Source organism: Kribbella sp. NPDC031520 (assembly GCF_055580825.1).
Genome location: NZ_JBVIKS010000001.1, coordinates 174,192 through 191,213, shown reverse-complemented (window position 1 = coordinate 191,213; position 17,022 = coordinate 174,192). Strand labels below are relative to the sequence as shown.

Annotated in this window: 14 protein-coding genes; 8 read left to right on the top strand and 6 right to left on the bottom strand. The window is 69.1% G+C overall.

Annotated elements, in window-relative coordinates; genetic code table 11:
- Window positions 1-12: 12 nt before the first annotated feature.
- From ACZ5BU_RS00895 to ACZ5BU_RS00885, 3 genes are all read left to right on the top strand, one after another.
- On the top strand, window positions 13-453 hold the full coding sequence (locus tag ACZ5BU_RS00895) for a hypothetical protein (protein ID WP_465694511.1): 441 nt from the start codon (window positions 13-15) through the stop codon (window positions 451-453).
- A gap of 113 nt (window positions 454-566) precedes the next feature.
- Window positions 567-1,229, top strand: coding sequence for a DUF4097 family beta strand repeat-containing protein (locus tag ACZ5BU_RS00890; protein WP_465694510.1), 663 nt, complete (start codon window positions 567-569; stop codon window positions 1,227-1,229).
- An 18-nt stretch (window positions 1,230-1,247) separates the two neighbouring features.
- Window positions 1,248-2,474 (top strand): serine hydrolase domain-containing protein, encoded by a 1,227-nt coding sequence (locus ACZ5BU_RS00885; protein WP_465694508.1) that lies wholly within the window; start codon window positions 1,248-1,250, stop codon window positions 2,472-2,474.
- Between the two features lie 44 nt (window positions 2,475-2,518).
- Here the strand turns inward: ACZ5BU_RS00885 and ACZ5BU_RS00880 are convergent, their stop codons facing one another.
- The 3 genes from ACZ5BU_RS00880 to ACZ5BU_RS00870 all read right to left on the bottom strand — a co-directional run bounded on the left by ACZ5BU_RS00880 (window position 2,519) and on the right by ACZ5BU_RS00870 (window position 7,109).
- Window positions 2,519-3,223, bottom strand: coding sequence for an alpha/beta hydrolase (locus ACZ5BU_RS00880; RefSeq protein WP_465694507.1), 705 nt, complete (start codon window positions 3,221-3,223; stop codon window positions 2,519-2,521).
- Window positions 3,224-3,338: 115 nt separating this feature from the next.
- A complete protein-coding gene (locus ACZ5BU_RS00875) occupies window positions 3,339-5,873 on the bottom strand; it encodes an ATP-binding protein (protein WP_465694506.1) in 2,535 nt (844 codons plus the stop codon).
- A 12-nt stretch (window positions 5,874-5,885) separates the two neighbouring features.
- Complete coding sequence (locus ACZ5BU_RS00870) at window positions 5,886-7,109, bottom strand: ArgE/DapE family deacylase (protein WP_465694504.1); 1,224 nt, start codon at window positions 7,107-7,109, stop codon at window positions 5,886-5,888.
- A 123-nt stretch (window positions 7,110-7,232) separates the two neighbouring features.
- Here ACZ5BU_RS00870 and ACZ5BU_RS00865 point away from each other — a divergent pair, with 123 nt between their 5' ends.
- The 4 genes from ACZ5BU_RS00865 to ACZ5BU_RS00850 all read left to right on the top strand — a co-directional run bounded on the left by ACZ5BU_RS00865 (window position 7,233) and on the right by ACZ5BU_RS00850 (window position 11,185).
- A complete protein-coding gene (locus ACZ5BU_RS00865) occupies window positions 7,233-7,670 on the top strand; it encodes a hypothetical protein (protein ID WP_465694503.1) in 438 nt (145 codons plus the stop codon).
- A 103-nt stretch (window positions 7,671-7,773) separates the two neighbouring features.
- A complete protein-coding gene (locus ACZ5BU_RS00860; RefSeq protein ID WP_465694501.1) occupies window positions 7,774-8,898 on the top strand; it encodes a COG1470 family protein in 1,125 nt (374 codons plus the stop codon).
- A 2-nt stretch (window positions 8,899-8,900) separates the two neighbouring features.
- The gene (locus tag ACZ5BU_RS00855; RefSeq protein ID WP_465694499.1) at window positions 8,901-9,989 is read left to right on the top strand and encodes a hypothetical protein; all 1,089 of its coding nucleotides are present in this window, start codon (window positions 8,901-8,903) and stop codon (window positions 9,987-9,989) included.
- On the top strand, window positions 9,989-11,185 hold the full coding sequence (locus ACZ5BU_RS00850) for a hypothetical protein (protein WP_465694497.1): 1,197 nt from the start codon (window positions 9,989-9,991) through the stop codon (window positions 11,183-11,185). The genes ACZ5BU_RS00855 and ACZ5BU_RS00850 overlap by 1 nt, the downstream gene beginning before the upstream one ends.
- Here the strand turns inward: ACZ5BU_RS00850 and ACZ5BU_RS00845 are convergent.
- The 3 genes from ACZ5BU_RS00845 to ACZ5BU_RS00835 form a co-directional block, all read right to left on the bottom strand.
- Window positions 11,178-12,026 (bottom strand): phosphotransferase family protein, encoded by an 849-nt coding sequence (locus ACZ5BU_RS00845; protein ID WP_465694496.1) that lies wholly within the window; start codon window positions 12,024-12,026, stop codon window positions 11,178-11,180. The genes ACZ5BU_RS00850 and ACZ5BU_RS00845 overlap by 8 nt on opposite strands.
- Complete coding sequence (aspS, locus tag ACZ5BU_RS00840) at window positions 12,026-13,309, bottom strand: aspartate--tRNA(Asn) ligase (RefSeq protein WP_465694495.1); 1,284 nt, start codon at window positions 13,307-13,309, stop codon at window positions 12,026-12,028. The genes ACZ5BU_RS00845 and aspS overlap by 1 nt, the downstream gene beginning before the upstream one ends.
- 249 nt (window positions 13,310-13,558) lie before the next feature.
- A complete protein-coding gene (locus ACZ5BU_RS00835; protein WP_465694493.1) occupies window positions 13,559-15,829 on the bottom strand; it encodes a sigma-70 family RNA polymerase sigma factor in 2,271 nt (756 codons plus the stop codon).
- A 302-nt stretch (window positions 15,830-16,131) separates the two neighbouring features.
- Between ACZ5BU_RS00835 and ACZ5BU_RS00830 the strand changes: the two genes are divergently transcribed.
- Window positions 16,132-16,944: a hypothetical protein gene (locus ACZ5BU_RS00830; protein WP_465694492.1), complete on the top strand. Its 813-nt coding sequence runs from the start codon at window positions 16,132-16,134 to the stop codon at window positions 16,942-16,944.
- The last annotated feature ends 78 nt before the right edge of the window (window positions 16,945-17,022 follow it).

The window sequence follows — 17,022 nt, the reverse complement described above, 5'->3', positions numbered from 1 at the left end:
AAGCTTCCGGTCATGGACCTGTGGACAGTGGAAGGAACGGTGGCCGCGCCGGTCGCAGCGGTCGCCGGACTGTTGCTCGCCGTCTCCGAGGGCCGCGTCGGTCACGACAACCTGCTGGTGCTGGCCGGAGCCTCGGCTGCCCGTCAGGGAGCCATGACCGTCGTAGCAGGTCGTGGTCCCGGCTCGTACCGCGCTGAGCTGGCCGGACGGGTCGAGCCGGTCGAGATCCGGGTCGACCTCACTCGCAACACGCTGGCCGTTCAGAGCTGGTACGCCGGGGTGTACGCCGTGACCGCATGCGCGGTCGGCGCGTTGGTGACCCACGGCGTCCACCGGGTGGTTCCCGGCCATCCGGGCTTCGTGGATGGTCTCGCAGAGCTCGGTCTGCACGCCCGGATGCGGCGCGACCTGGACGAAGTCCTGGGTGTCGTGGCAGACCGGCTCGGCTGCTGACACCCCTCCCGTCACCACCTCCAAGGCCGTGTCAGTGCCACGGCGGTCCGGTGTCAGCCCGGCCTTCCAGAGTGGTGGCAACAACAACGAAGAAACCATCGAAAGGCACCACAATGTCTACGTTCAACACCCCGCAGGCCATCTCCGCAGTCCTGAACATCCCCGCCGGGCGCATCCAGTTGGTCGCCGCCGACCGGGCCGACACCGTGGTTGAGGTGTTGCCGGCTGACCCGTCGAAGGGGCGGGACGTGAAGGTTGCAGAGGAGGCTCAGGTCGAGTACGCGGACGGCGTACTGCGGATCACGGTCGCCGCCAAGAACCAGTACTTCGGCCCGAGCGGCTCGGTCGCGGTCAAGGTGGAACTGCCCGCCGGATCGCAGGTCGAGGTCAAGGCCGCAAGCGCGGAACTGCAGTCCACCGGACTGCTCGGCGACGTGGTCGTCGAGAGCTCGCACGGTTCGATCAACCTGGCCGACGTCGCGAGCGCCCGCCTCAGCACCGTCGCCGGTGACGTCTCGGTCGGCCGCCTGAACGGCCCCGCCGAGATCCGCACCAGCAAGGGCGACATCCGGATCGCCGAGGCCGTGCAGGGCGCGCTCGTACTGAAGACCGACGTCGGCGAGATCGAGGTCGGCGCCGCGACCGGTGTCTCGGCCTCGCTCGACGCCGGCACCACCACCGGCCGGATCAGCAACTCGCTGAAGAACTCCGAGGCCGCCCAGCTCACCATCCGGGCGACCACCACCGTCGGCGACATCGTCACCCACAGCCTCTGATCGAAGGAGCACACGCCAATGTCAACGAACGGAATCTCCGCGGCCGGCGAGAAGCGGCTGCACGAGGTCCTGGCCCGGTACGTCGACTCCGGGAAGATCCCCGGGGTCGTCGCCCTGGTCGGCCGCGGTGACGCCGAGCCGTACGTCGCAACCCTCGGGACGATGCGCCACGACGGCGGCCCGGCGATGCAGCGCGACACCATCTTCCGGATGGCGTCGACGTCCAAGCCGGTCACGGTCGCGGCCGCGATGGTGCTGCTCGACGAGTGCCGGATCCGGCTCGACGACCTGGTCGAGACCTGGCTGCCGGAACTTGCCGACCGCAAGGTGCTGCGCACGATCGACTCCGAGTTGGACGACACCGTGCCGGCGAAGCGGCCGATCACCGTCCGGGACGTACTGACCTCGACCTTCGGGCTCGGTATGGACATGACCTCGCTCGGTACGCCGATCATGAACGAGGTCTTCGCCCAGGGCCTCACGCCCAACCTGCCCGAGCCGATGCCCGAGCAGGACGAGTGGATGCGCCGCCTCGGGACCCTGCCGCTGATGCACCAGCCCGGTGAGCTGTGGCAGTACCAGATCAGCAGCGACCTGCTCGGCGTACTGGTCTCGCGGGTCTCCGGCCAGTCGTACGGCGACTTCCTGCAGGAGCGGGTGTTCGGCCCGCTCGGTATGAAGGACACCGGGTTCTACGTACCGTCCGAGGACCTGCACCGGCTGCCACCGCTGTACGTGCCGGACCCGGCGAGCGGTGAGTTCCACGTATGGGACGAGGTCGAGGGCGGCCGGCACAGCACCCCGCCGGCGTTCCAGGGCGGAGGCGGTGGACTGAACTCCACCGCCGACGACTACTACTCGTACTTCCGGATGCTGCTGAACCTGGGCAAGCACCGGGGCGAGCGGATCCTGTCCCGGCCGGCGGTGGAGCTGATGACCACCAACCGGCTCACCGCGGAGCAGCTGGCCTGGCGGGAGGCGATGGCGCGGGACAACGTGCACATCTCGTTCGGCCAGGGCCAGCAGGGCGGCTGGGGCTTCGGGATGACGGTCCGGACGTACCGGGGCGACTACGCGCCGGTCGGCCAGTTCGGCTGGGACGGCGGCTCGGGTACGTCGACGTACGCGGACCCGACCAACCAGGTGGTGGGCATCCTGCTGACCCAGGTCGGCGCGTCCACCGCGACGCCGATGCAGATCATGCAGGACTTCTGGACGACGATCTACCAGTCCCTCGACGACTGACACCTGCTGCCCGGCTCAGGAAATCCTGAGCCGGGCAGGATCGTTCAGAGGACGGCCTGGGCGATGAAGTCGGCGACCGCCTTCGGCTGCGAGACGGCTACGGCGTGCGAGCCGTCGACCTCGATCGTGGTCGCGTTCGCGCGGGCGGCCATCTTCCGCTGGCCGTCCGGGTGGATCGCCTCGTCGTGGGTGGCGACCAGGTCGTAGACCGGGAGGCGCTTCCAGCTCGCCGTACCGGACTTCTCGTCGAAGGCCGCGGCGGCGATCGGGCGCTGGGTCCGGCCGAGCAGCTCGGCGTCCTCGACGTCCGCGGCGAACAGCGCGTGGAACTTGGACCGGTCGATGCTCAGCCAGGTCTCGTCGGCGCCGTCGCCGTTCGGCAGCTGGTGCGGCACCAGGCCGGAGCCGAAGTCGTTGGCGGGGAAGCTGCCGAGCAGGTCCTGCAGGCTCTCGCCCTCCTCGGGGACGAACGCCGCGACGTACACCAGCGCGGACACGTTGTCGGCCAGGTTCGCGGCCGCGGTGATCACGGCACCGCCGTACGAGTGCCCCACCAGCACGACCGGGCCGTCGATCTCCCGGACCTGGGCGGCCACCCGGCTGCCGTCGAGGGCCGGGCCGCGGAGCTCGTTGGCGACCGCGATCGCCGGGATGCCGCGGCGGGTCAGCTCGGCGATCACACCGGACCAGCTGGAGTTCTCCGCGAACGCGCCGTGCACCAGGACCACTGTGGGGGTCTTGTCAGTCATTTCGCTGTTCCCTTCTCGGTTGCTTGGTAGAAGGAAACCGCTGACGGCCGTTCCGGCGGATCGGGTGAACACATGAATTCCGTCGTGCAGCCCGCGGTCGCGGTGCACCCAGAACTCATGCGTTCGGGGGAGGAGCGAACCGCTCCAGCACCAGCCGGGTCAGCTGGACCCGGGAGTTCACCCCCAGCTTGCCGAACACGGCCCGCAGGTGCGTCCCGACCGTACTGGCCGACACCACGAGCTCCTCCGCCGCCGACCGGTTGGTGTGGCCTTCCGCGACGAGCAGGGCGACCCGCCGCTCCATCGGCGTGAGCGCCTCCCATCCCTGCTTAGCCCGTGGCGGTACGGCCGCCCAGCGACGTCGCCGTACTCCGGCTGCCTGCAAGACCGCCTGGATCCGCCCCGACGGAGCCGTCGCGCCGAGAGCGGTGAGACTGTCCAGCGCTCGCTCCAGCGCCGGTACGCCGTTCTTGCGGTCTCCTGCCTCCAGAGCGGCCCGCCCGTACCGCTCCTCGGCCTGTGCTAGCAGCAACGGCCTGTCTGCTTCACGGACGAGCTCTACCGCGGCAGCCAGCTTCTCGACGTCATCGCCCGCTGCCACGACGGCTAGCGCGCCACGGCCCGCGGCTGACGGCTCAAGTCGCTCCAGCTCCGGTCGTGCGTTGGCCTGTAGTAGTACGCCGATGCGTTCTGGGAAGTCATGTGGCGTTGCGGCCAAGCGCTCCACTGCATGAGTGTCGCCATCTGCGAGGGCTAGTAGTGCGCTGACGGTGGGGTCGGCGCCGGCGAGCTTCCGTGCTTGGGACAGGTGGCCGCGCAGGAGTGCTACCAGTGCGAGGATCTGGTCTGCGGCCGGAGCCAGCGTGCGGTCGTGCAATTGGTCCATCCAGCGCAGGCCGGCTTGTGCGGCGTCCTCGGCTTCCTGCAGGTGCCCAGAGGCGTACTCGAGCCGTGCGAGCAGCACACCCAGCTGCGGAGCGGCCCAGGAATCACCTGCGGTCATCAGGTCTCGCACACGCACCAGGGCGGCCGGCAGGTCGTCTGTCTCGGCACGGCAGTACAGCTCGCCCACCTCAACCAGCGTGGGCTGCAGACTCCCCAGCCCGACCGGCACCCGCCGTGCCGCGGCATACAGCTCCTGCGCCATGCGGTACCTGCCCTCAGCTCGCGCCTGCTCCGCGTCAGCCACCTGCTGCAGTCCCTGGGCGATCGGGTCGGTTGCCAATGTCGGAGGTTCCGCACCAGCGAGAGCGCGGTAGGCGGTGAGCCGTTCCGTCAGGTGTTCTGCCGCCCCTGGAACGGTCAGCTCGTGCAGCGCGAGCCGCCGAAACGGTGCGAGATACAGCCGCAGCGTCGCCTGCTGATCCGGCGTCGCACTGCGCATCAGGTCGTCCGCGAAGGCCTTGGCGCGGTCGTACTGCCACGCAGCGACGAGAACGCTCACCACGTCCAGCCCGACCTCCACCCGGAGCGGATCGTCCACGGGCGTCAGGTCGAACGCCTGCTGGATCACCTCGGCCGCAGTCGTCGACATGGTCGCCAACAGGTCCCGCGCGGCCTCCCGCAGGGTCGCAACAGCCGCAGTGTCGCCTGGCTGCGCAACAGCCAGCACATGCGGCGCAGCCGCCGCAGCACCACGCCCCGCGGACATCAGCTGGTTCGCGATCGCGCCGTGCAGTGCTCGCTGAGCAGACGGAGGTACGTCGGCCAGCGCAGCCGACCGCAGCAGCTCGTGCCGGAACCGCAGTACTGAACCGCCGTCAGCGAGCAGCCCCGCCTGGATCGCCTCCTCCAACGGCGCCGCCAGCCGCGCTACCGGCGCAGCCATCAGTACGGCGACGTCCTCCAGCCGGAACTCGCTCCCGAACACGGCCGCGGTCCGTACGAGCTCCCGGGCCGTCTCGGACAGCTCGCTCGTACGACGACGTACACCCTCCACCAGCCCCGCGGACAGGTCGTTGTCGCTCAGGTACAACCCGGCGATGAGCTGCTCAGCGAGGAACGGGATGCCCTGCACTCCTGCGAGCTGTACGGCGAGCGCCGGGTCCACCGCGCGATGCAAACGGTCCGCGGCTAGGTCCTGGATCGCGTCGGCGCTCAGGGGCGTCAACGGGATGCGGTGGACCGGTACGTTGACCGCCTCCACCAGTTGGTCCGTCGTACCGCCAGGAGCAGGCCGTGTCGCCAGCAGCCACAGGACCTGCGCAGCCGGGAGCCTGTCGATCATCACCCGGAGTGCGAACCCCGTCAGCGGGTCCGACCACTGCGCATCGTCCAGCACGATCAGTGCGCGTACCCCAGCCAGCCGTCGCCCGATGAGGTCAGCCAACCGCTCAGCCAGCCACAAGGGCTGCGTGTTGAGCCCAGCCAGCTCAAGGAACTGCTGTGTGTCGATCAGCGGCTCTGTGCCCGCTCGCAGCGCAGGAGCGAGTGAAGCGAGCGGACTGATGTTGTCGGTCTGGTGAGCGACCGCGCTGGCCACCAGAAAGCCTTGACGCTCAGCCTGCTCCACAGCAGCTGCCAGCAGGGCTGACTTGCCGATCCCCGGCTCGCCACTGACAACCGCCAGCGACGCCCTGCCGTTGCCTGCCGCACGCAATGCGTCCAGGAGCTTGCCCAGCTCCCCAGATCGTCCTCGCAGCGGCACCATGGTGGATTTGTATCAACCGCAGCGACGTACAGCCAGCAAGGCATACACCCGGGCAGCCTGGAGTACGTCGGCCAGTACGACGTGCTCGTCCGCCGCATGCGCGTACCGGACATCACCCGGTCCGCACTGCAACGTGGGCACACCCGCCGCCGCGTACTGCCGCAGATCGGACCCGTACGGCGCTCCCCTGACGGCAGGGACCTCGCCGGACACGTCGGCTACCGCCTGGACCGTGTCGGTCAGCAGTGGATCATCCTCCGCCAGCAGACCCGACGCGAACGCACCACCCGGCCAGGTGACCCTTACCGGATGCTCTCGCAACCAGTCGTCCTTCGCACACGCGTCAGCCACAGCCGTCTCGAAGGCAGCCCGTGCTTCCGCAAGACCCTCACCCAGGCGTACGCCGTACCGGCCCTCCGCCACCAGCCGATCCGGCACCGTGCTCGCCCAGTCGCCTGCGGCGATCGTGCCGACCGAGAGTGGGTTCGCCAGGTCGAGGTGGGCGAGCAGCGGATGCGGGTCCCGGTTGCGCTCCCGTTCGAGCTCCTGCAACGCCGTCTGGATCACGGTGAACTTCTCGATCGCACTCACCCCACGGCTACGGGTCGAACCGTGCGTCGCGAGCCCCGGTACCTCCAGGCGGAACGTGAGCGAGCCCGCGTTCGCCGGAATCACCGTGCCCGCGGTCGGTTCGGCGATCAGGCACGCCTCGCCGCGATACCCGCGCCGCAGCGTCGCGAACGTGCCGGCGCCGCCGTCCTCCTCGCCGATCACCGTGTGCACCGCCAGCGGCTTCCGCAACCGGATGCCGGAGGCAACGATCGCCGCGACCGCCCCGAGGATTGCCGCGACGCCGCCCTTCATGTCGCAGGTCCCGCGTCCCCACATCACGCCGTCCTCGACCCGCGCCTCGAACGCGTCGCCCGGCACCACGTCCACATGCCCGTTGAGGATCAGCCCCGGCGTCGCGGGACCACCGAATACGCCGACGCAGCCCCACGCCTCGGCCCGATCGACCTCCATCCCCGGGAACCCGGGATCGTCGGCCGCCAGGTCGAGCCGCCAGTGATCGACCTTCAGCCCCAGCGCCCGCAACCGCGCCGCACACCAGGCCTGTACGTCGGCCTCGGCCGCGGTCCCGTCCACGCTCGGGATCCGTACCAGCTCGCGCAGATCGTCGACAATCCGATTGTCGTCGATCGCGGCCAGAACGGTCTGTTCGGTCTCGAAATCCACAGCACCTTGAATACCACCGATCGGCCGACAAGATCTGACCGTTCGCCCGACAGACCGCCCGGCGCCAGGCTGCCAAAGTTCCTGGGGACGGCCCACCCGGGGCCGGGGGGAAGGGAAACCGCCATGCACCGCAAGAAGAAGATCCTGATCGCCGCAGCCGCCACACTCGTCATCGGCGCCGGCTCCGCATTCGCCTACTGGAGCACCACCGGCTCCGGCACGGGTGCGGGGACGAACGCAGCCTCGAACGGCAACATCGTCCTGCACGCGAGCTTCGCCAACGGTCTGACGCCGGGAGCCAGCACGCCGGTCACGTTCACGGCCGACAACCCGGGTTCGTCGAGCCTGCGCATCGGCACCGTGACCTCTGTTGTATCAGCCTCGGGCACCTGTGACGCCAGTTGGTTCACCATCCCGGCTGTGCTCGAGGACCAGACCATCGCCGCCGGTGCGACCGGTGTCACGCTGGCCGGCCCCGGCACGCTGACCTTCGCCGACAGCGCAGCGAACCAGGACGCCTGCAAGAGCGCCACCATCACGCTCACGCTGTCCAGCAACTAGTAGGTCATCGCGGTTTCCCGGGTTCCCGGGCGGGGCGCTTCATCGACCCAGCGCCTCGTCCGGGCCGGGACCGCAGCAGTTCTTGGGGGGGAGTGAGCAACGGATGCGAGGCACGCGTACGACGCCGCGCCGGCTGATCAGGTTCGTGATCGCCGGCCTGTGCCTGGTGCTCGCCGTGGCAGGCCTGGCGTACGCCGCCCAGCCGGCGAAACCCGGCCTCACGCTGGGTATCTCACCGGCCGGCCAGTCGGTGACCCGCGGCCAGCCCGCGACGTACACCGTCAGTGTGACCTCGACCGGAGGTTTCACCGGAGCGGTGTCGCTCAGCGCCAGCGGTTTGCCGAGTGGCGTGTCGGCGACGTTCAGCCCGCCGTCGGTGACGCTCACTTCCGGCAGTACGGCGCAGACGACCCTGACCGTGAACACCGCGTCCACAACACCGACCGGATCGTTCACCTTCACCGTCCAAGGCACCGGCGGCAAAGTCAGCGGGACCGTTTCGGCCGGCCTGACCGTCAATGCGCCGGTCTCGAGTTCGATCGCGCTGTCCGCGACTCCTGCGTCGGTGACGCTCGCACCCGGGTCCACCGCGGTGTACACCCTGCAGCTGACCCGCACGAACTTCCCGGGTCCGATCACGTTCGGCGTCGTCGGCGGCCTGCCCACGGGCGCAACCGCGGTCTACACACCGAACCCGGCAACCGGCAGTTCGTCGACATTGCAGATCACCACACCCGCAACGGCGAACGACGGCACGTACACGCTCTACCTGACCGCATCCGGTCAGAGCCCGTCCGGCACCACGCTGTACGCCTACGCGAGCGTGCAACTCGTCGTACAGACCACAGGGAAGCCGTTCACGATCAGCGGCAACCTGTCCGGAGCACTCGCGCCCGGAGTCTCCCGGCCGCTCGACCTCACGCTGACCAACCCGAACAAGAAGCCGATCTCCGTGACGAACCTGACCGTCGCCCTCACCTCGGTGACGCGCACGCCGTACGCGATCAGCCACAACCAGCCGTGCGGACCGGCCGACTACAAGATCACGCAGTACGCCGGCACGTATCCGCTGACCGTCCCCGCGAGCAGCAGCTCGACACTGTCCGGTCTCAACATCGCTACCTCCGCCTGGCCGCAGGTAGCGATGCTCGACACAGCCTCGAACCAGGACGGCTGCAAAGGCGCGACAGTCTCGTTCACCTATTCGGGCGCCGGACAGGGGAGCTGACCATGACTCGACGCCTGTTGCTCATGCTCGCCGTCGCCGTCCTCGCGCTGACCGGTGGTGGAGTCGCCTGGGCCTTCTGGTCCGCGGCCGGCGCCGGTACCGGTAGTGCCGCGACCGGCACGCTCAACCCGCCGACAAACCTCAGCGCGGTGACGACGCCCGGCCTCGGCACTGTCCACCTCAGCTGGACCGCGTCCGCGCAGGCGAGCGGCTACTACGTCATCCGGGTGCGAAACAGTGACAGTACGACGGCCGCCGCGTGTGGCACGTCCCCGTCGCAACGGACCACCAGTACGTCGTGCGACGACCTAGCAGTGGCCGACGGCACGTACCACTACACGGTCACCGCCGTCCTCGCCACCTGGACCGCTACGAGTGCGTCGAGTGCGAACGTCACGGTGAACAACACGCGGCCATCGGTCACGGTCAACCAGGCCGCCGGCCAGGCCGATCCGGCCTCGACCTCGCCGATCAACTTCACCGCGGTGTTCAGCGAGACCGTCGCCGACTTCACCAGCTCCGACGTGACCGTGACCCCGGCAACCGCGACGGCGACTGTCACCGGCAGCGGTACTACGTACAACATCGCGATCAGCGGGCTGACCGCGACCGGCACGGTCACCGTGTCGATCGCCGCGAACGTCGCCCACGACGCGGCAGGCGCCGGCAACACCGCCTCGACCAGCACCGACAACACGGTCCTGTACGACGTAACCGCACCGACGGCCCCTGCTCCGGCCGCGATCGCCGCAGTCACCTTCGGCACCTTCGTCAACAACGAGGTCGTCACACTGACCGACGCCCCCACCGACGCGAACTCCGCCGTCGCCTCAGTCGCGTACTACTACTGCCCCGGAACCACCGGCTCCTGCACCAGCACGAACTGGACCGCGATCGGCTCGTCCACCACAGCATCCACCAACTTCCCGGTCAACTCCCCCGCCCCACTAGCCGCCGACGGCCCATACCGAATCGTCGCCGTAGCCACCGACACCGCAGGCAACATAAGCGGCCCGAGCGCCGCGACCCAGCTGACCGTAGACACCACCCCACCAACCGTCTCGCGCCCAACTGTGAACGGACATCCGTGATGAGCATCTTCAGAAACGTGCGGAAGGGCGTCGGTGCCGAGAGCCGAGCGACGAGCCGTACGCCGCGTCGGGCAACCTGGTGGCGCCGGGGAGCAGTTGCCGCGCTGACGCTGGTTCTCGCCGGACTCGGCTTGGTCAACGCAGGGCCGGGCTTCGCTGTCGGCAGCGCCAACAGCGGCGACGGGACGATGACCGTCTCGCCGTCGGCGGTGGTTGCCGGGTCCACCGGCAACTCGTTCACCTTCACCTTCACGGCACCGGCGAATGGCAAGTTCAGCACCGGCTCGTTCGTCACGTTGACCGTGCCTGGCGGATGGACAGCGCCGTCGACTACCTCAGGAACACCTGGCTACACGACAGCAACAAATGCAGGTACCTGCGGGGCGACAATCTCTTCGATCACCGGTACCGGGCCTTGGACGATCACTGTCGGCCAGACCTGCAACGCCGGAGACGGGTTCACGCTGACGTACGGCGCAAGCTCCGGCGGCACGAAGGTCGCGGCGCCGACCACGGCGCAGACCGCATCCTTCGCGGCAACGTCCCGGTCGGGTAACAGCGGCGCCGCAGCCAACCTGGCGGTCTCGCCGCAGGTGACGGTGACTCCCGCCGCGGCCTCCAAGCTGGTGTTTGTGCAGGGGCCATCCAATGGGTTTGCTGGTACGGCTTTGACTCCGGCGATCACGGTGCAGGTGCAGGATCAGTACGGTAATGCGGTTTCCGCGTCGGGGGTCGTCGTTACGTTGGCGCCGTCGGCTGGGGGGATTGATTCCGGGGCGAGTGCGACCACCAACAGTTCGGGGCGAGCCACCTTTAGTGGTGTCGTGATCAACACCGCCGCGCTTGGGCTCACGCTCACCGCGTCCGCGTCCGCAGCCGGACTGACTGCGACCGCGCCGTCAGCGTCCTTCAATGTCACCGTTGCGGTCAGCAGTGGCGCAACGCTTACCGACACAACGTCTGACGGTAGCGGGGCCGGGGTGAAGGTGGTTTCGTACTACTACTGCGCCGGTTACTCCGGAAGCTGCACGAGTGCGAACTGGACGTTGATCGGCTCGTCGACCACCGGCGCCAGCTACCAGGTCAGCTGGGCGTCCACGCCTGCGGCCGGTGCTTACCGGGTCGTTGCTGTCAGCACCGACAACGTGAGCAACGTCAGCCAGCCGAGTGTGAGCATGCCCGTTACCGTCAGCTGAGCAGTTCCAGCAGGCGGCTGCCTCCCTGGTTCACCAGTTCCTGGGGGTACGTACCGCGATCGTGGACGAACTCCGCGACCGACGCGAACGCAGCCCCCGCGCACACCGCGACGGCGGCCGGGCCGCTCGCGTGCAACGCCGCCTCGAGGAACAGTTCGTCGACGCCGGGTGCAGCGCCGTCCCGCGCCGCCGACGCAGCCAGGGACACCAGGTCGTAGCCCCGGGCGCCACTGCCGGCGGCTTCGATGTCGACGATGCCGGTGATCCGGCCATCGAAGGCCAGCAGGTTGCCCTTGTTCAGGTCGCCGTGTACGAAGTCGTGCTGGGGCAGTACGGCGTCGCGGTACGGCCGGCACAGCTCGCCGTACAAGCGCACCAACTCGGACGCGTCGTCGCCGTACCCGAGCACGCGCTCCCAGGCGCCGTCCCAACCCTCGAAGACGACGCCCTGTGCCCAGGTGGACCAGGTCACGTCGTGGTCCTCGGGGATCAGGTCCTGCTGGAGTTCGCAGATCCCGATCAGCTCCCGCGCCAGCGCCTCGTCGAGTACGGGCACGCTGCCGGGGACGAGTTCCTGCAGCTGGTACGGCGACCCGGCCGCGGTCGTACCGACTGCCAGCCACTCGGGCGTCGGGTAGCCGACCGCCCGGGCGCGGCGCACGAGCTCGGCCGCCCGCTGGACGCGTGGTGTCCACGAAGGATTGTCGGTCCACTTCAGCACGACGCCGCCGGTGAGCACGTACGCGGTCGACTGCAGACCACCGGTCAGTTGCCGCACCACCTGATAGTCGGTGCCCAGGGCAACGTTCAGTTCGGCGACAACCGACTCGGTGGTCTCCATCAGGGCGTCAACCGGTGCAGGTCGCGCGGGAACAGCGCCACCTCGCGGACGTTCTCGGCGCCGGTCAGCCGGGCCACGAACCGCTCCAGCCCGATCGCGAACCCGCCGTGCGGCGGCATCCCGTGCTTGAACGCCTGCAGGTACGAGCTGTACGCCGGCGCCTCCGCCGACTCGCCGCGCGCCGCGAGGGCCGCGACGTAGTCGGAGTACCGGTGCAGGCGCTGGCCGCCGGTGACCAGCTCCATACCGCGGAACAGCAGGTCGAACGAGTTCGACCAGCGCGGGTCCGACGGCTGCGGATGCGTGTAGAACGGCCGCTTCACCATCGGGTAACCCTCGACCGCGACGAAGTCGCTGCCGTGCTCCTTCAGCGCCCACTCGCCGATCGCACGCTCGTCCGCCGGCGCCAGGTCCGGCTCGTCCGGCGAAGCACCGGCGATCCTCAGCGCCTCGCTGAAGTGCAGCACCGGTACGTCCACCGGTATCTCCGGCAACTCCACCCCGAGCCGTTCCAGCGCCGACGAAGCCCGCGAACCGACCGAGGACAACATCCCGGCAATAGCCGTCCGCAGCATCGCGAGCACGTCGCGGTGGTCGGTGATGAACCCGAACTCCGCGTCGAGCGACACATACTCGGCCAAATGCCGCACCGTGTCGTGCGGCTCCGCCCGGAACACGGGACCGACCTCGTAGACCCGCTCGAACACGCCGACCAACTGCTGCTTGTAGAACTGCGGAGACTGCGCCAGGTACGCCGGCCCGCCGAAGTAGTCCAGCGCGAACACGTTCGCCCCGGACTCGGTGGCCGTACCGACGATCTTGGGCGTCTGGATCTCCGTGAAGCCCTGACCGTTCAAGGCCTCGCGGAATCCGTAGAGAGCGGCCGCCGCGATCTCCCACCCCGCACGGACGACGGGATGCCGCAGCGCGACCGGTGCGTTGTCCAGTACGACGGGCAGCCCCGCGCCCACGGCCGGACGCCAGAGCTCGATCGGCGGCGTCGCGGCCGGCTCGGTCAGCGGCGTGATCACCGGGTCGACGATCTCCGCGCCACCGGGCGCCTGCGCGTTAGCGGCGACCGTACCGGTCACCTCAACGACAGTTTCCTCGCCCAACGAGTCCAGCTGTTCCTGTGATCCCTTGACGACGATCTGGGTCAGGCCGGACCGGTCCCGCAGGATCAGGAAACTGACGGCGGCGAGCCGTCGTCTTCGGTGCACCCAGCCGGCCACCGTGACGGTCTGGCCTACTGCTGAGGGGATCTCATGGCTGAGAATGCGCATTGCTGTTCACCTCCAGGTCATTTCTCGAACCCCGGAGGTGTGGGCGAAGGGGAATCTCGCGGTGCCACCACACCTTCACCAAGCCCGAAGGGCCTGGCCTCTTGCACAGCAGTCGCTCGGGAGTGTCTTCGCCACCGCTGCACGTATCGCCTTCCCAGCTACCGGCGACTCTCTCCGACGTGCAGTACGGCGCTACTTGGTTCCGTCAGCGCGAACACAACCAGGATAAGGGACTACGGCAACCCGGTTTCAGCGGCGGGACTCTGACGGCGGGATCTGGGCGCTGTCGGTGTCCTCGCGGCCGCCGAGGCGGGCGTGCACGGTGAAGACGTTGTTCGGGCTGGTGCACGGGAACCAGGCGTTCCACTCGGAGTTCAGCGGCCTCTGGTAGTTGTTCGTCCAGCAGGTCGCGCGGCGGATGTCGCTGGTCCGGTCGCAGGTCCAGCCGAGGTCGAACGACGGCAGGAACACCAGGTTGCGGCCCCACGAGATGTCGAGCTCGACCCGCCGGCCCTGCGCACCGTTCACCTTCAGGAACCTGTTGTAGACAAAGGGATTCGGGTCCTGGGAAGGCGTCGGCGTGATGATCTGCAGCAGCGACTCGTCCTGCTGGACGCCGGGCAGCACCTCGGAGTCGGTGTCGCTGACCAGGTCCGCCTGCGCCGTCACAGTGAACGTGCGCGCCGCGGCCGACGCGTCGTCGGGTACGTCGAAGTCCGCCGCCAGCGGGGCCGGCTTGTCCGGATTGGCCGCCGTACAGGTCGCGGTCGCCTCCGAGCACTTCCAGCCGGCCGGGTTCGCGGCGATCGGCCACTCCAGCGCCTTGCCGTACGTGATCTTCAGCGTGACCTTGGTGCGGTTCGCCCGCGGAGTGACGGTGAGGATCCGATGGTGCACGTCCGGGTCGGTCCTGCCGTCGAGGATCTTCAGCAGGTTCTCGTCGGTGCTCGGCGTGGCGTCCAGGGTGCGTGACGCGTAGTCGTACAGCCGGCCGGTCTTCGCGTTCACGGTGAAGGTCCGGTCGGCGACCGTCCCGCCGGTCGGGGCGTCGAAGGTGATCGTGATCGGTGCGGGCTTCGCCGGGGTGGCTGCCGTGCACATCTCAGTCGTCTTGACGCAGGTCCAACCCGGTGGGTTGCCGTTGATGGGCCACTCCAGCTCCGCGCCGTACTTGAACGTGATCATCACCGGATTCGCGTTGCCTGCCGGGGGCTTGATCGTGATCACGAACCGGACCCCGGCGGCTGCCGCCGACCGGGTTCCCTCGGAAGCCGGGGCGCCGCCACCGCTCGGTGGCATCGTGATCGTCACCATGCCGGGGTACCGGATCGGTGTCGTCGGCGTCGGCTTGGGCGGGGTCGGCGTACTCGGGGGCGGCGTCGTCTGGGTCGGTGTCGGTGTGGTCGGCGCGGTCGTAGGTGCGGTGGTCGGAGCCGTCGTCGGGTTGGACGCCGGCGGCTGCGTCGGCTGCACCGTGGGCGGTTTCACCGTCGGTGGCTTGACCGGCGGAACGGTCGGGTTCGCCGGCGGTTGGGTCGGCTGGGTCGCCGACGGCTTCGGCTGGTCGATCGCGGCCGGGGGAGTCTTGTTGCCGGTGAGCGCCATCGCGGCGAGTACGGCGGCGACCGCGACCACGACGACCGCGCCGGCGCCGACCGCGGTCCGCGTGCTGTTCTCGGTGACCTTGCGCCAGCCGGTGACGACGAAGCCGACCAGGCCGACCTTCGCGCCGGAGGCAGCGGCCAGGTATCCGAGGCCGGCGGTGCCCAGGAGGGCCGGGGCGAGCAGCGCCGGCAGCGCGCTGTTGACCTCGACGAGCTCGAGGTACACCGCGGTGCACTTCGCGCAGTCGTCCAGGTGCTCGCGGACGTTCCGGTTCTCGCGCTTGGTCAGACCGCCGCGGACGTACGCGCCGAGGCGCTCGGTCGTCCAGCGGCAGCGGTCTCCGGCGACGTCGGCCAGGTGCTGTTGCAGGTACGCCTGCCGCAGACCCTCGCGCGCCCGGTACGCGAGCGCGGAGACGCCGTTCGCGGTCAGGCCGAGCAGCGGCGCGATCGCGGCCGGCTTCTCGCCCTCGACCTCGGTGTGCCAGAGCACGGCCTGCCAGCGCTCGGGCAGGCTCGCGAACGCCTTCGCCGCGGCACCGCTCTCGAAACCGGTGACGGTCGGGTCGTCGAAGCCCTCGGGTTCCCGCTCGTACGCCGCGATGTCGTCGGTGGACTGCACCTTCTTGCCGGAACGGATCCGGTCGACGTGCACCCGCCGTACGGTCGTCAGCAGGTACGCGCGGAACGAGATGTCCGGGCCGCCGCCGGCCCGCAGCGCGTCCAGCACCTTCGCGAACGCGTCGCTGGCCAGGTCGTCGGCGTCGTTGGCCGGGACCAGCTGGCGGGCCATCCGCTCGGCGGCGTAGTGGTGCCGCGCGTACAGCTCGCCGTACGCCTCCAGGTCACCGTTGCGCACGCGCGCGATCAGTTCCGCGTCGCTCGGCGCATCCGGCTGGCCGTCCGGCGTCTCCATTCCATCTCCCCCGTGGGCTCTGTGACAACTCTCAGTGCGGCAACGTGACAGTGAGTCACATGTAGTTGCCGAGGACAAGGCTCCCACGTGTGACGGGCTGTGCGCATCATTTGGCGCATCATCTCTGCCGCGGAACTGCCGAGAGTGTGCCCCTTTCCTTACGAGATCGCCAGTGCGGAAGTTACGCGAAAAAAAGTTCTGCGAATCCGCGTCATGAATCGTCACCGGGTCGGTCTCTTCGGCGTACGACGCTTCCGGCCGACCGGTCGGGAGACTGACGGGGCTGTTTTTCGAGGAGGACCATGTCGCTGTTCGCGGATATCCGTCGACGGCTCGACCTGCGTCCGGCCAAGTCCCTGAACCTGGCGGGGTCGCCCGCCCGGCTCGTGCCGGAGGCGTCGTCCATCGATCAACCGTGCGGTGGGAGGGATCCGCACGGCACAGCTGGCATCGACCACAGCGCCTATCTCGCGATCGCCGAGGCGCTTCGGGACGGTGCCGATGTTGTGCCTGCATCGGACGAGACCGGACGCCGCCTTGCGGCCGACGGTGTCTCGCTGGTGGAGGCACTTGATGGGCTGAGTGCGTTGTACCGCTCGATCGCCGGGGGCGAGCCGGCTTTCGCAGCGGTACGCGCACTCAGTTCCAGCTGGGCCGAGGCATCTCTGGTCTACCTGCACTCGCTGTCCTGCGAGGACCCGCTGACCGGGCTGTCCAGCCTGGCGCACCTGCGGTCAAGGCTGGGCGAGCTCTACCGAGAGGCGGAATTCCGTGGAACTTCCGTACCGCAAACCCATGCACTGGTGGTTGTCGAACCGCTCAATCCGCCGGGCACCTCGCCGTTCGACCGCGAGCTCCGGCTCGTCGACGTCGCGGAATGCCTGCGGATCGTCTTCTGCGGGGGTGACGTACTGGGCCGCATCGGCTCACGCCGCGCGGCGGCGCTCGTCGGCCGCGAGCCGAACCTGCCGGAGCAGGTCGCGACGGTACGAGCCCTGATCACGCAGTGGCGGCTGGACACCGACGTACCGCAGCTGGCCCGGATCTGGATCGAGGGCCTGCCCGGTACTGACGCAATGGCCGGCCGGCTCCTCGACGAGCTGGCCAGACCGTAGAACTTGCGCCCGGACGCCAACAGGGGGGCGGCCGGGCGCATCGATCCGGCGGCGGATCGCCTAACACGGGGTGGGCGA

Bases quoted from the DNA above. Each gene is read 5' to 3' on its own strand.
- ACZ5BU_RS00895 (WP_465694511.1), top strand. From the start codon at position 13: ATGGACCTGTGGACAGTGGAAGGAACGGTGGCCGCGCCGGTCGCAGCG.
- ACZ5BU_RS00880 (WP_465694507.1), bottom strand. From the start codon at position 3,223: ATGACTGACAAGACCCCCACAGTGGTCCTGGTGCACGGCGCGTTCGCG.
- ACZ5BU_RS00850 (WP_465694497.1), top strand. From the start codon at position 9,989: ATGAGCATCTTCAGAAACGTGCGGAAGGGCGTCGGTGCCGAGAGCCGA.
- ACZ5BU_RS00875 (WP_465694506.1), bottom strand. From the start codon at position 5,873: ATGGTGCCGCTGCGAGGACGATCTGGGGAGCTGGGCAAGCTCCTGGAC.
- ACZ5BU_RS00885 (WP_465694508.1), top strand. From the start codon at position 1,248: ATGTCAACGAACGGAATCTCCGCGGCCGGCGAGAAGCGGCTGCACGAG.
- ACZ5BU_RS00865 (WP_465694503.1), top strand. From the start codon at position 7,233: ATGCACCGCAAGAAGAAGATCCTGATCGCCGCAGCCGCCACACTCGTC.
- aspS (WP_465694495.1), bottom strand. From the start codon at position 13,309: ATGCGCATTCTCAGCCATGAGATCCCCTCAGCAGTAGGCCAGACCGTC.
- ACZ5BU_RS00830 (WP_465694492.1), top strand. From the start codon at position 16,132: ATGTCGCTGTTCGCGGATATCCGTCGACGGCTCGACCTGCGTCCGGCC.
- ACZ5BU_RS00890 (WP_465694510.1), top strand. From the start codon at position 567: ATGTCTACGTTCAACACCCCGCAGGCCATCTCCGCAGTCCTGAACATC.
- ACZ5BU_RS00835 (WP_465694493.1), bottom strand. From the start codon at position 15,829: ATGGAGACGCCGGACGGCCAGCCGGATGCGCCGAGCGACGCGGAACTG.
- ACZ5BU_RS00855 (WP_465694499.1), top strand. From the start codon at position 8,901: ATGACTCGACGCCTGTTGCTCATGCTCGCCGTCGCCGTCCTCGCGCTG.
- ACZ5BU_RS00860 (WP_465694501.1), top strand. From the start codon at position 7,774: ATGCGAGGCACGCGTACGACGCCGCGCCGGCTGATCAGGTTCGTGATC.
- ACZ5BU_RS00845 (WP_465694496.1), bottom strand. From the start codon at position 12,026: ATGGAGACCACCGAGTCGGTTGTCGCCGAACTGAACGTTGCCCTGGGC.